This window comes from Nonomuraea roseoviolacea subsp. carminata, assembly GCF_024172185.1.
GTDB lineage: Bacteria > Actinomycetota > Actinomycetes > Streptosporangiales > Streptosporangiaceae > Nonomuraea > Nonomuraea roseoviolacea.
The window spans coordinates 36,349-51,195 of sequence record NZ_JAMZEC010000001.1; the positions used below are offsets into that span (position 1 = coordinate 36,349).

Here is a 14,847-nt window from a genome sequence, read left to right on the forward strand (position 1 = left end):
GATGACGGCATCGCAGGAGACAGCCGGCGGTGTCCCGGCGCCACCGGCCTGGGTCCGACGGCCGGCCACTCTCGCCCGGGCGGTGACGGCCGAGCTGGTGGAGCGCATCGTCCGCGGCGTGCACCCGCCGGGGACTCCGCTGCCCCCGGAGCCCGCTTTGTGCGAGGCCTTCTCCGTGAGCCGCACCGTCGTCCGGGAAGCCGTGAAGGTCCTGCAGGAGAAGGGGCTGGTCCAGGTCCGCCAAGGCGCCGGCACCATGGTGAACCCCCCGGCGATGTGGGACATGCTCGACGAGCTCGTCCTCGCCGCGACGATCGCCGAGGACGAGAGCCTGACGATCCTCGACGACCTCGTCGTCACGCGGCGCGTGCTGGAGTCCGACATGGCCAACGTCGCGGCCCGCCTGGCCGGCCCGGACACGGTGGAGCGGCTGCGCGCGCTGGTGGACCGCATGGACGAGCTGGTGGACGATCCCGCCACGTACGCCGACAGCGACCGCGCCTTCCACGACACGATCATGCAGACGTCGGGGAACCGCATCGCTCGTGGCGTCGTGCGGGCACTGGAGAGCCAGGTCATCAACACCGCGCGGTACATGGGCCGGACCGAGCGGGCCCTGTGCGTGGCGTCGAACCTCGGCCACCGGCGCATCTACGAGCGCATCGCCGCCCACGACCCCGAGGGCGCCGCGGAGGCGATGTTCCAGCACATCACCGAGGCCTGGCTGGTCCGTCGCAGCGGACCGGCCGACCCCGTACGGCTGCGACGCTAGCACCCCCCATACCCCCGCGGTCCGCTCCGCTGCCACCCATGGGCTGTCGGCCGGACTGGCGCGAAACGATTCGACGCGCAGGCGGTGAAAGTTTCAGGGCAGCGCGCCGACGGTGACCACGGCCGCCTCCCCTGGCCAGGCGCGGAAGCGGCGGCCCCCTCCGGCGAGGGCCGGCGAACCGCGGAGCGGCCATGTCTTGACAGGGCCGGTCACGGTCATATTTGCTCCGCTGCACCATCTCCCTCCAGCCGACCACAAGAAAGGCGGCATCCGATCATCGCGGCATTGTGAACGCTCACATCAGAAAGGCGGCAGAAATGGCTTCTCCATTGACCCGTGCCACTCTGAGAACGGCGAAGGAGGGCGCGTGATGTCGCGGTACAAAGCGCTCCTCACCGCTGTCGCGACCGTCGCACTGCTCGTCCTGGGCGCGACTCAGGCGGCGCTGGGCAACAGCACGACCACGTCACCGGCCGGCGCGAGCGCCGCCGGGGGCACGGCGGGGTGCGGAAAGTCCCCGACGCTGAGAAGCGGTCCGCAGTCGATCACGACGAGCGGTAAGAATCGCAATTTCATCCTGCGGATTCCCGACAACTACACCAACACCACTCCCTACCGGTTGATCTTCGGGTTCCACTGGAACGGCGGCACCGCCAACGACGTCGACTCGGGTGGGACCAGTGGATATCCCTGGTCCTATTACGGACTCCGGGCACTGTCGAACAACACCGCGATCTTCGTCGCGCCGCAGGGCTTCAACAACGGCTGGGCCAACTCCGGCGGCGAGGACATCACCTTCGTCGACGACATGATCCGGCGGATCGAGGCGGACCTCTGCGTCGACACCTCCCAGCGCTTCGCCATGGGCTTCAGCTACGGCGGCGGCATGAGCTACGCGCTCGCGTGCGCCCGGGCGACGACCTTCCGCGCGGTGGCGGTCTACTCCGGGGCGCAGCTCAGCGGATGCGCCGGCGGCACCGAACCCATCGCCTACATCGGGCTGCACGGCATCAGGGACTCGGTGCTCAACATCTCGGCGGGCCGGTCGCTGCGTGACAGGTTCGTCAGGAACAACGGCTGCACCCCGCAGAACCCGCCGGAGCCGGCGCAGGGCAGCCTGACGCACATCGTCACCACCTACTCGGGTTGCCGGGCCGGGTACCCGGTCACGTGGGCGGCGTTCGACGCGGGCCACACCCCCGGCCCGGTGGACGGGCGGCCCGGCGACCTCGAACCCGGGGAGAGGTCCTGGACCAGGCCGGTGGTGTGGAACTTCTTCGCGCAGTTCGGCGGCACCGATCCGACGCCGACGCCCACACCCACGGTCACCCCTACGGTCGATCCGCCGGCGACGGGCGCGCTGCGCGGCACGGGTTCGGGCCGGTGCCTGGACGTCAGCGGCGCCTCCCAGGCCAACGGCGCGCAGGCGCAGATCTGGGACTGCAACGGACAGCCCAACCAGCAGTGGACCGCCACCAGCGCCGGTGAGCTGCGCGTGTACGGCGGCAAGTGCCTGGACGTCAACGGCGCCGCCACCGCCGACGGCACCACGGTGATCATCTGGGACTGCAACGGCCAGAACAACCAGAAATGGCGCCTCAACACCGACGGCACCATCACGGCGGTCGGCGCGAACAAGTGCCTGGACGTCAGCGCAGCCGGCACCGCCAACGGCACCAGGGTCCAGATCTGGACCTGCCACGGCGGCGCCAACCAGAAGTGGACCCGCCTCTGACCCCACCGGCGGCAGCCTCGCCGCACCCGATCGAATCGACACGATGGCCAACACCAGGAGACAGCGTGCCCCCCATCAAGCTGTCCGCTCTCCGCAGACGCACCGCACTCGCCGGCGCCCTTCTGCTCGCCGGGGCCCTCCTCACGGCGCCCGCCCTCACCGGCACCGCCACGGCCGCCCCCACGGTCTACGAGCCCACGTGGGCCTCGGTGGACCAGCACCCGGCCGCGCCGGAATGGTTCCAGGACGCGAAGTTCGGCATCTACTTCCACTGGGGCGCCTTCGCCACGCCGGCCTTCGGCAGCGAGTGGTACCCGCGCAACATGTACGTCGGCGGCTCCGCGGAGAACAACCACCACAGAAGCGTCTACGGCGATCCCTCCGCGTGGCCGTACCACAACTTCATCGACGGCGCGCGCGACAAGGCCGGCACCTGGGTCCAGTTCGCGCCCAAGCTCAAGTCCGCGGGCGGCGCCTTCGACCCGGACGAGTGGGCACGGCTGTTCGCCGACTCCGGGGCCAGGTTCGCCGGCCCGGTCGCCGAGCACCATGACGGCTTCTCCATGTGGGACAGCCAGGTCAACGAGTGGAACTCGGCCGGCCGGGGCCCCAAGCTGGACCTGCTGCGCCTGTTCGCCGACGCGATCCGCGCCAGGAACATGAAGCTGCTGGTCGCGATGCACCACGCCTACAACTTCACCGGCTACTACGACCACGTGCCGGCGCAGCCCACCACCTCGCTGAGGAAGCTCTACGGACAGCTCGGCCCGGCCGCGCAGAACCAGCTCTGGTACGACAAGCTGAAGGAGGTCGTCGACAAGGCCCGGCCCGACATCCTCTGGCAGGACTTCAACCTCACCCGCGTCGACGAGTCCAGGCGGCTCGACTTCCTGTCGTACTACTACAACCAGGCCAACGCGTGGGGCAAGGAGGTCGTGGCCACCTACAAGGACGGCTTCGACAACAAGGGCGAGGTGTTCGACTACGAGCGCGGCGGCCCCGCCGGCATCCAGTACCCGTACTGGCTGACCGACGACGCCATCAGCAGTTCGAGCTGGTCCTACACCGACGGGATCGGCTACTACAGCGCGCCCGCGATGCTCCACTCGCTGATCGACCGGGTGAGCAAGAACGGCAACATGCTGCTCAACATCTCGCCCGTGATCGACGGCACCATCCCCCAGGGACAGAAGGACATCCTGAACGCGCTCGGGACCTACCTCAGGCGCAACGGCGAGTCGATCTACTCCACCCGCGCCTGGACCACCTACGGCGAAGGTCCGACCAAGATGGGCGGCGGCTCGTTCACCACCCCGCGCGCCGGAACGGCCAAGGACATCCGCTACACCCGCAGCAAGGACAACACCGTCCTGTACGCGACCGTGCTCGGCTGGCCCGGCGACGGCGCCCGCCTCGACCTCGCGTCCCTGGCGAGCGGCATGGTGGACCTGTCCAACCTGAGCAGGGCCGAGATGATCGGCGACACCGCCGGCACCTACATCGACCTGCCGTCGCGCAACCAGGACTCCAGCGGCCTGCACATCACTCTGCCCGGCCGGCCGTACTCCGCGCTCGCGTACGTGGTGAAGCTGACCTTCAACGGGCCGATCAAGGCGACGCCCGGGACGAACGGCGCTCTGCGCAACGTCAATGCCGGCAGATGCCTGGACGTCCCATCCCTTTCCCAGACGAACGGCACCCAAGTGGCGCTGTGGGACTGCAACGGACAGCCCAACCAGCAGTGGACCTCCACCGGCGCCGGTGAGCTGCGCGTGTACGGCGGCAAGTGCCTGGACGTCAACGGCGCCGCCACCGCCGACGGCACCGCCGTCATCATCTGGGACTGCAACGGCCAGAACAACCAGAAATGGCGCCTCAACACCGACGGCACCATCACCGCCCTCGGCGCGAACAAGTGCCTCGACGTGGCCGGCGCCGGCACCGCCAACGGCACCAAGGTCCAGATATGGACCTGCCACGGCGGCGCCAACCAGAAGTGGACCCGCGCCTGACCCGCGCCCACCTTGCCCTCGCCGGGGCGCAGGGCCCCCGGTACCCCGCTCGTGGAGCCGCTCTGCCCCTCTGTCGAAGGAGTGTGCATGGACCTTCCGGGCAACAGGCGGCGCGGACGCCGTCGCCGCCTGGCAGCGCTGCTGTCCATCGGTGCGCTCGTCGCCGCATCGGTCGTCTCGTCCGCCGGACCGGCTCAGGCGGCGGACGAGACGATCAGCGTGAACTTCTCGGTCTCGGGCGGTTCCCCCACGTACCGCGCCTCCGGGTGGATCTACGGGATGACCGAGAACGGGGCCAATCCCCCGGACCGCTTCTTCACGGACGTGCGATTCCGGTCAATGCGGGCCGGCGGGGCGCAGCTCGACAGCCCCGGCGGCTGGGTGTCGGGCAGGTACGACCGCCGGTGGAACGCCACCCGGGCGCAACTCCTGCGCACGAAGTCGCTGGGCGGCGAGTTCGTCCTGCTGGTCCACGACCTGTGGGGCGCGGACGGCTACCCGATCTCGCGCTTCCCGGGTGACAACGGCGACTGGACCGACTACGACGCCTTCCTCACCCGCCTCATCGACGACGTGCGGTCGACCGGCGCCCCGGTGCAGTGGGACATCTGGAACGAGCCCAACATCACCCTGTTCTGGAACCGTCCGCAGGCGCAGTACTTCGCCATGTGGAAGCGTGCCTACCAGCGCATCCGGGCCGCCTTCCCGGCGCATTCGATCGTCGGGCCGAGCTGCGCCTGCGTTCCGGCGACGGGCGGATGGTGGACCCAGTACCTCGACTACGTCAAGGCCAACGCGGTCGTCCCCGACATCGTCAGCTGGCACTCCCTGCCCGGTGACCCGGTCGCGAACGCGGCCACGGCCGACACCACGCTCGACGCGCGCGGGATCCCCCATCCGCGGCCGTACCAGATCAACGAGTACGGCGCCGCCGACGAGCAGAACCCGGGCGACGGGGCCTGGTACATAGCGCGGCTGGAGCGGGCCGGCGCGGACGGCCTGCGCGCCAACTGGGCGGGCGGCGCGAACCTGCACAACGATCTCGCCAATCTGCTGACCCGTGACCCGGCGGGTCAGTACCAGCCCAAGGGCGAATGGTGGGTCTACCGGTTCTACGGATCGCAGACCGGCCAGATCGCCTCCGTCACCCCCAGCAGGTCCTACGACGCGTTCGCGACCAAGGCCGACGGGAACGCCAAGGTCCTGGTCGGCGGCGGCAGCACGACGGGCAACGTCGCCGTCGCCCTGCAGCGCCTGGACACCACCAGCGGAGTCGTGCGCGACAACCGGGTGCGGGTGGTCGTCCAGCGCATCCCCTACAACGGCGGCGGCGCGGTCTCCGCCCCGGTCACCGTCCAGGACTCCGACGTCACCTTGTCCGGCAACGGCGCGACGGTCAACCTCCCGCACGTCACCGCCGGCGACACCTTCACCATCACCCTCCTGCCGCCGGGCGCTCCACCGGCGACGCAGGCGCTCCAGGGTGTGGGGTCGGGCCGGTGCCTGGACGTCAGCGGCGCCTCCCAGGCCAACGGCGCGCAGGCGCAGATCTGGGACTGCAACGGACAGCCCAACCAGCAGTGGACCTCCTCCAGTGCCGGTGAGCTGCGCGTGTACGGCGGCAAGTGCCTGGACGTCAACGGCGCCGCCACCGCCGACGGCACCACGGTGATCATCTGGGACTGCAACGGCCAGGACAACCAGAAGTGGCGCCTCAACGCCGACGGCACCATCACGGCGGTCGGCGCGAACAAGTGCCTCGACGTGTCCGGCGCCGGCACCGCCAACGGCACCAGGGTCCAGATCTGGACCTGCCACGGCGGCGCCAACCAGAAGTGGACCCGGCCCGCCAGGTCCTTGTCCACCGGCGGCTGAGGAGGTTCGGATGACCACGGGAGTACGGCTCGTCGGAGGCCGCGGCTCGGTCGCGGTGACCGGCGTCGTGGGGGCGCCGGCCGACGCGGGTGTGCTCCCGGCCGGACGGTGCCGGCACCCCATGGGCCGGTGCTGTCGTGCTCCGATCGGCCCACCGCCTGTGAAACTTTCACCGGAGCCCCGCCCTGATCGTGCAGTCCGAAACTTTCCGAACTACTTCTTACCTGCTGAGCCAGGATGAACAGCGCAGCTAGCGGGGTCTTATCGTCGAAAGTTTTACTCCGTCCTTGACACATTTCGGCCGCATTCCCACACTCAAGCCTGAGGTGATCGCCCCTACCGGCTCCGTGGCGGCCGGCAGGGGGACCGCCGTCCCGACGCGTGTGAGGTGCGCCCCCGGCGGACGCAGCGTCGGTCCCGCGGGGGTGTCCCGAACGATCGTCCCCCCACGATTCGCACAAGGAGGCTCAAGCATGGGTGTCAACGCCATGTCCCCACCCGCCGTCCGGCGGCCGCTCGGCGCGCGCCGCCGGGCGTTGATCGTCGGCGTGATCGGCGCGCTCGGCCTGTCCACGGCACTGGCGACGGCGGTCCCGGCCGACGCCGCGGCGAGCACGCTCGGCGCCGCCGCCGCGCAGAGCGGCCGCTACTTCGGCACCGCCATCTCCTCGGGCAGGCTCGGCGACTCCGCCTACACCACGATCGCCAGCCGTGAGTTCACCATGGTCACGGCCGAGAACGAGATGAAGATCGACGCCACCGAGCCCAACCGGGGGCAGTTCAGCTTCACCAGCGGGGACCGGGTCTACAACTGGGCCGTGCAGAACGGCAAGCGGGTGCGCGGGCACACCCTGGCCTGGCACTCCCAGCAGCCGGGGTGGATGCAGTCGCTGTCGGGCAGCGCGCTGCGTCAGGCGATGATCGACCACATCAACGGCGTCATGGGCCACTACAAGGGCAAGATCTACGCCTGGGACGTGGTCAACGAGGCGTACGCCGACAGCGGCGGCGGCCGGCGCGACTCCAACCTCCAGCGCACCGGCAACGACTGGATCGAGGTGGCCTTCCGCACCGCGCGCGCCGCCGACCCGGCCGCCAAGCTCTGCTACAACGACTACAACATCGACAACTGGACCTGGGCCAAGACCCAGGGCGTCTACAACATGGTCCGCGACTTCAAGGCCCGCGGCGTGCCGATCGACTGCGTCGGCCTGCAGTCGCACTTCAACGGCAACAGCCCCTACAACAGCAACTACCGCACGACCATCCAGAGCTTCGCCGCGCTGGGGGTCGACGTGCAGATCACCGAGCTGGACATCCAGGGCGGCTCCGCCACCACGTACGCCAACGTCGTCGGCGACTGCCTGGCGGTGCCGCGCTGCGCCGGCATCTCGGTGTGGGGCGTCCGCGACAGCGACTCCTGGCTCGGCGCCGGCGCCGCCCCGCTGCTCTTCGACGGCAACGGCAACAAGAAGCCCGCCTACACCGCGGTGCTCAACGTGCTCAACGGCGGCACCACGACGCCGCCGCCCGGCGGGGGCGGCGCGGGGCAGATCAAGAACACGGCCTCCGGCCGCTGCGTGGACGTGCCCAACTCCGGCACCGCCGACGGCACCGCGGTGCACCTGTGGGACTGCAACGGCCAGAGCAACCAGCAGTGGACGCAGACCTCGGCCGGAGAGCTGAAGGTGTACGGCGACAAGTGCCTGGACGCCGGGGGCACGGGCAACGGCGCCAAGATCCAGATCTACTCCTGCTGGGGTGGCGACAACCAGAAATGGCGCGTCAACTCCGACGGCACGATCGTGGGCGTGCAGTCCGGGCTGTGCCTCGACGCCGTCGGCGCCGGCACCGGCAACGGCACGGGCCTGCAGCTGTACAGCTGCTGGGGCGGCGGCAACCAGAAGTGGACGTACAACGCGAGCACCGCGTGAGCTCCACCGACGGGTCGTCCCGTCGCCTGGGCGTGGTGATCCGGACCTCCACCCGGTGACCGCGCCCCGGGCGCGCTCCTCCCCCGGCCCCGGCAAGCGGCCGGGGGAGGGACGCCGCGTAGCTCTCAGCCGAAAATTGTTAACGCTAACAGAGAGGAGCGGCACCTCCGCGCCGACGACCACAGGCGGCCCCTCCAACGGCCTGACCCGGTGCACACGTGACCGTCGGCAGGCCGTCACCCCCCTCCCCAAGGAGCTCCGCATGTCCTTGAGCCGTCGTCAGCTCTTCCAGGCCGCGGGCGCGACCGCCGCGCTCTCGGTCACCGGCCGGACGGAGACAGCCGGCACGTCCCCCGCGCCGGCCGCGCTCCCCTGGGCCAGACCCGACCTCGGTGTCTCGGCCTACGCGTTCGACCTCGGCCAGGTCCGGCTGACCTCCGGCCGCTGGCTGGACAACCAGAACCGCACCCTCAGCTACCTGCGCTTCGTCGACGTCGACCGGCTCCTGTACGTCTTCCGGGCCAACCACCGGCTGTCCACCGGCGGCGCGGCGGCCAACGGCGGCTGGGACGCGCCCACCTTCCCGTTCCGCTCCCACGTGCAGGGTCATTTCCTGACGGCCTGGGCACAGGCCTACGCCGTCCTCGGCGACACCGCCTGCCGGGACAAGGCCACCCACATGGTGGCCGAACTGGCCAGATGCCAGGCGAACAACGGCGCCGCCGGCTTCACCAGCGGCTACCTGTCCGGTTTCCCCGAATCGGACATCACGGCGCTGGAGAACCGCACCCTGAGCAACGGCAACGTGCCGTACTACTGCATCCACAAGACCATGGCCGGGCTGCTGGACGCCTGGCGGCTGATCGGCGACACCCAGGCCAGGACCGTGCTGCTGGCCCTGGCCGGATGGGTGGACACCCGCACGTCACGGCTCGGCGCGAGCCAGATGCAGGCCATGCTCGGCACCGAGTTCGGCGGCATGAACGCCGTACTGACGGACCTGTACCAGATGACCGGCGACCCACGCTGGCTGACCACGGCCCAGCGGTTCGACCACGCGGCCGTCTTCGACCCGCTGGCCGCGGGCCAGGACCGGCTCAACGGACTGCACGCCAACACGCAGGTGCCCAAGTGGATCGGGGCGGCCCGCGCGTACAAGGCCACGGGGACCACCCGCTACCGCGACATCGCCGCCAACGCGTGGTCCATCACCGTCGGCGCGCACACGTACGTGAACGGCTCCAACAGCCAGGCCGAGCACTTCCGCGCCCCCGACGCCATCGCCGCCCACCTGACCAGGGACACCGGCGAGGCGTGCAACACCTACAACATGCTCAAGCTGACCCGGGAGCTGTGGCTGCTGTCACCGACCCGGGCCGACTACTTCGACTACTACGAGAACGCCCTGCTCAACCATCTGATCGGACAGCAGAACCCGGCAGACGCGCACGGGCACGTCACCTACTTCACCCCGCTCAACGCCGGCGGACGCCGAGGCGTCGGCCCGGCCTGGGGCGGAGGCACCTGGAGCACGGACCACAACTCCTTCTGGTGCTGCCAGGGCACCGGGATCGAGACCAACACCAAGCTGATGGACTCGATCTACTTCCACAACGGCACCACCCTGTTCGTGAACCTGTTCGCGCCTTCCACGCTCACCTGGAGTCAGCGCGGCATCACGGTCACCCAGACCACCTCCTACCCGGTCGACGACACCACGTCGCTGCAGGTCACCGGCGACGTGAGCGGAACGTGGACGATGCGCGTCCGCATCCCGGCCTGGACCCGGGGCGCGACGATCAGCGTCAACGGGGTCCAGCAGGACATCGCCACCACGCCGGGCGCCTACGCCGATCTCACCCGCTCCTGGACGTCGGGCGACACCGTGACCGTGCGGCTGCCCATGCGCGTGGTCATGAAGGCCGCCAACGACAACCCTGACGTGCAAGCCGTGACCTACGGCCCGGTCGTGCTGTCGGGCGACTACGGCAGCACCGGCCTGTCGTCGGCCCCGGTCCTGGCCCCCTCCTCGATCGCCCGGACCGGCGCCACCTCCCTGGCCTTCACCGCCACGGCCGACGGAGCGCCGGTGCGCCTGGGGCCCTTCCACGACGCTCACGACCACAACTACGTCGTCTATTGGAGCACCGGCGGCCAGGGCGGTACCGGCGCGGCGAGCTTCCGGCTGGTCAACGCGGCCAGCGGGCTGGTCCTCGGCATCCAGAACATGTCCACCGCCGACGGCGGTCCGGCCCTGCAGTGGACCGACAACGGCACCGCCGACCACGACTGGGTTCCGATCGTCGACGGCAGCGCCCTGCGCTTCCGCAACGCGCACAGCGGCAAGGTGCTCGGCGTCGAGAACATGTCGACCGCCGACGACGCCAGGGTGCTCCAGTGGGGCGACACCGGCACCGCCGACCATCGCTGGACGATCATCGATGTCGGCGACGGCTCCGTCAAGATCCGTAACGTCAACAGCTCCAAGCTGCTCGGCATCCGGAACGGGTCGACCGCGAACGGCGCCCAGGTGGTCCAGGAGTCCGACAACGGCAGCCCGGACAACCAGTGGCGGTTCGTGCCGAACGGCGCGCGGCGCATCCAGAACGTGGGCACCGGCATGGTGCTCGGCGTCAGCGACATGTCCGCGGCCGACGGCGCGCTCGTCGTCCAGTGGGGCGACACCGGCACCGCCGACCACCTGTGGACGGCGATCGTCGACAGCGGCGGCCACCTGCGGCTGCGCAACTCCAACAGCCAGAAGGTGCTGGGCGTGGAGAACATGGGCACCGGCGCCGGGTCGCGGGTCGTGCAGTGGGCCGACAACGGCACCGCCGACCATCGCTGGCGGCTGCGCCACGGATCGGCCGCCGCGTTCCGCATCCAGTGCGCCAACGGCGGCCGGGTCCTCGGCCTCGCCGGCACCTCACAGGGCGCGCAGGTCGTGCTCGCCGACGACAACGGCGCGGACAACAACCTCTGGAGGTTCCTGTGAGGCGCGCGCTCGCGGTTCTCGCGTCCCTGCTCGTCGTGGGCGTGTTCCTCACGCCCCAGGCGTCGGCCGCGACGGTCGACACCGACGCCTGGTACGTGCTGGTCAACCGCAACAGCGGCAAGGCCCTGGACGTCTACAACCTGTCCACCGCCGACGGCGGCCGCATCACCCAATGGACCCGCAACAACGGCAACCAGCAGCAATGGCAGTTCGTCGACTCCGGCGACGGCCACTACCGCATCAGGTCCCGTCACTCCGGCAAGGTCCTGGACGTCTCCGGCTCCTCCACCGCCAACGGCGCGAACATCGTCCAATGGGCCGACCACAACGGCGCCAACCAGCAGTGGAGACTCGCCGACTCCGCCGACGGCCACGTCCGGCTGATCAACCGCAACAGCGGCAAGGCCCTCGAAGTCCAGGGCGCCTCCACCGCCGACGGCGCCAACGTCGTCCAGTACGACGACTGGGGCGGCGCCAACCAGCAGTGGCAGCTCGTCAAGGTCGACGGCGGCACCCAGAACCCGGGCGGCACCTACACCAACCCGGTCGTCTGGCAGGACTTCGCCGACGGCGACATCATCCGGGTCGGCGACGCCTACTACTACTCGGCCTCGACGATGCACTACTCGCCGGGCGCGCCGATCCTGCGCTCGTACAACCTGGTCGACTGGGAGTACGCCGGGCATGCGGTCCCGAGGCTCGATTTCGACTCCGGAGCCTACGACCTCAACGGCGGACGGGCGTACGTGAAGGGCATCTGGGCCTCGGCCCTGAACTACCGGCCGAGCAACAGCACCTACTACTGGCTCGGCTGCGTCGAGTTCAACCGGACCTACGTCTACACCGCCTCCGCCGTGGACGGCACGTGGACCAGGCGCTCGCGCATCAACACCTGCTACTACGACGCCGGCCTGCTGATCGACACCGACGACACCATGTACGTCGCCTACGGCAACGGCACCATCAGCGTCGCCCAGCTCTCCGCCGACGGGCTCAGCCAGGTGCGCGCCCAGCAGGTCTTCCAGACGCCGAGCAGCGTCGGCACCCTGGAGGGCTCGCGCTTCTACAAGCGGAACGGCTACTACTACATCTGGCTGACCCGCCCCGCCAACGGCCAGTACGTGCTCCGCTCCACCTCGCCCTGGGGCCCGTACGAGATGCGCCAGGTCCTGCTGGACATGCCCGGCCCCGTCTCCGGCGGCGGCGTCCCCCACCAGGGCGGGCTCGTCCAGACCCAGAACGGCGACTGGTACTACATGGCGTTCGTCGACGCCTACCCCGGCGGCCGCGTCCCGGCACTCGCGCCGATCACCTGGACCGGCGACTGGCCGGCGGTGCAGACCGTCAACGGCGGCTGGGGGACCACCTACCCGAAGCCGAACATCCAGACCGGCCGGACCGTCGCGTCCATGACCGGTCCCGACACCTTCACCTCCGGCAGCCTCGGGCACCGCTGGGAGTGGAACCACAACCCCGACACCAGCCGCTTCTCCACCGGAAACGGCCTGCACCTGCAGACCGCGACCGTCACAGGCGACCTCTACAACGCCCGTAACACCCTGACCCACCGCATCCAGGGCCCGTCCTCGACGGCGACGATCGAGCTCGACTACTCGCAGATGGCCGACGGCGACCGCGCCGGGCTGGCCATGCTGCGCGACCAGTCGGCCTGGGTCGGCGTCAGGCGCGACAACGGCGTCAACCGGGTCGTGATGACGAACGGCCTGACCATGAACGGCTCGTGGCAGACCACCGGCACCGGCACCGAGGCGGCGGGCGCGGCCGTCTCGGGCGGCCGGATCTGGTTGCGGGTCAACGCCGACATCCGGCCGGGGTCCGGCAGGCAGGCCCGCTTCTCCTACAGCACCGACGGCAGCACCTTCGTGAGCCTCGGCCCGGCCTTCACGTTGACCAACGCCTGGCAGTTCTTCATGGGCTACCGCTTCGGGATCTTCAACTACGCCACCCGGTCGCTCGGCGGCGCGGTGACCGTGCGCCGCTTCGACCTCACCACTCCCTGACACAGGAAGGCGCATCGTGACATTCAGACCCCTGGCCGTCCTCGCGACGGTGGCCACCTTACTGACGAGCCTGTTCGTCGCCCTGCAGACCCAGGCCGCCCATGCGGCCACCGTCGACACCAACGCCTGGTACGTGCTGGTCAACCGCAACAGCGGCAAGGCCCTGGACGTCTACAACCTGTCCACCGCCGACGGCGGCCGCATCACCCAGTGGACCAGGAACGACCAGAACCAGCAGCAATGGCAGTTCGTCGACTCCGGCGGCGGCTACTACCGCATCAGGTCCCGCCACTCCGGCAAGGTGCTCGACGTCTACAACTTCTCCACCGCCAACGGCGGCGCGATCGTGCAATGGGCCGACGGCAACGGCACCAACCAGCAGTGGCGCCTGGCCGACAGCTCCGACGGCCACGTGCGGTTCATCTCGCGCCTCAGCAACAAGGCCCTGGAGGTCCAGGGCGCCTCCACCGCCGACGGCGCCAACGTCGTCCAGTACGACGACTGGGGCGGCGCCAACCAGCAGTGGCAACTCGTCAAGGTCGACGGCGGCACCCAGAACCCGGGCTGCGACCTTCCCTCGACGTACCGCTGGACCTCCACCGGCCCGCTGGCGACCCCCAAGGCGGGTTGGGTCTCGCTCAAGGACTTCACCGTCGCCCCCTACAACGGCAGGCACCTCGTCTACGCCACGACGCACGACACGGGCACGAAGTGGGGTTCGATGAGCTTCAGCCCCTTCACCAACTGGTCCGACATGGCCTCGGCCAGCCAGAACACGATGTCCTCCTCCACCGTCGCGCCCACGCTCTTCTACTTCGCCCCGAAGAACGTCTGGGTGCTCGCCTACCAGTGGGGCGGCACCGCCTTCTCCTACCGGACCTCCAGCGACCCCACCAATCCGAACGGCTGGTCCTCGCAGCAGGTGCTCTTCTCCGGGAGCATCTCGGGCTCCGGAACGGGCCCCATCGACCAGACGCTCATCGGTGACGGCACGAACATGTACCTGTTCTTCGCCGGCGACAACGGCAAGATCTACCGGGCGAGCATGCCCATCGGGAACTTCCCGGGCAGCTTCGGCAGCACCTCGACGGTGGTCATGAGCGACACGACGAACAACCTGTTCGAAGCCGTCCAGGTCTACAAGCTCCAGGGCCAGAACCGGTACCTCATGCTCGTCGAGGCGATCGGCTCGCAGGGCCGCTACTTCCGCTCGTTCACGGCCACCAGTCTGGGCGGTTCGTGGACGCCGCAGGCCGCCACCGAGGGCAACCCCTTCGCCGGCAAGGCCAACAGCGGCGCCACCTGGACCAACGACATCAGCCACGGCGAGCTGGTCCGGGCCGGCGCCGACCAGACCATGACCGTCGACCCCTGCAACCTGCAGCTGCTCTACCAGGGACGCAGCCCCAACTCCGGTGGCGACTACGGCCTGCTGCCCTACCGGCCGGGCCTGCTGACGTTGCAACGCTGACGGCGTGACACGGTGTCCGGCTCGGACACCGT

General features: G+C 69.7%; 8 protein-coding genes. All 8 read left to right on the forward strand.

The features are described from left to right. The first annotated feature begins 1 nt into the window (after position 1). The 8 genes from HD595_RS00125 to HD595_RS00160 all read left to right on the forward strand — a co-directional run bounded on the left by HD595_RS00125 (position 2) and on the right by HD595_RS00160 (position 14,815). Positions 2-772, forward strand: a complete 771-nt coding sequence (locus HD595_RS00125) for a FadR/GntR family transcriptional regulator (protein WP_253764883.1) — start codon at positions 2-4, stop codon at positions 770-772. Positions 773-1,142: 370 nt separating this feature from the next. Continuing rightward, positions 1,143-2,507: a lectin gene (locus HD595_RS00130; protein ID WP_253764884.1), complete on the forward strand. Its 1,365-nt coding sequence runs from the start codon at positions 1,143-1,145 to the stop codon at positions 2,505-2,507. A 65-nt stretch (positions 2,508-2,572) separates the two neighbouring features. Further along, positions 2,573-4,519 (forward strand): alpha-L-fucosidase, encoded by a 1,947-nt coding sequence (locus HD595_RS00135; protein ID WP_253764885.1) that lies wholly within the window; start codon positions 2,573-2,575, stop codon positions 4,517-4,519. A gap of 87 nt (positions 4,520-4,606) precedes the next feature. After that, on the forward strand, positions 4,607-6,394 hold the full coding sequence (locus HD595_RS00140) for a ricin-type beta-trefoil lectin domain protein (RefSeq protein WP_253764886.1): 1,788 nt from the start codon (positions 4,607-4,609) through the stop codon (positions 6,392-6,394). A 473-nt stretch (positions 6,395-6,867) separates the two neighbouring features. Continuing rightward, positions 6,868-8,328, forward strand: coding sequence for an endo-1,4-beta-xylanase (locus HD595_RS00145; protein ID WP_253764887.1), 1,461 nt, complete (start codon positions 6,868-6,870; stop codon positions 8,326-8,328). A gap of 262 nt (positions 8,329-8,590) precedes the next feature. After that, entirely contained in the window at positions 8,591-11,323 is a 2,733-nt protein-coding gene (locus HD595_RS00150) for a beta-L-arabinofuranosidase domain-containing protein (protein ID WP_253764888.1), read from the forward strand. Further along, positions 11,320-13,344, forward strand: a complete 2,025-nt coding sequence (locus tag HD595_RS00155; RefSeq protein WP_253764889.1) for an RICIN domain-containing protein — start codon at positions 11,320-11,322, stop codon at positions 13,342-13,344. Before HD595_RS00150 ends, HD595_RS00155 begins: the two co-directional genes overlap by 4 nt. A gap of 16 nt (positions 13,345-13,360) precedes the next feature. Further along, positions 13,361-14,815, forward strand: a complete 1,455-nt coding sequence (locus HD595_RS00160) for a non-reducing end alpha-L-arabinofuranosidase family hydrolase (RefSeq protein ID WP_420540678.1) — start codon at positions 13,361-13,363, stop codon at positions 14,813-14,815. Positions 14,816-14,847 lie beyond the last annotated feature (32 nt).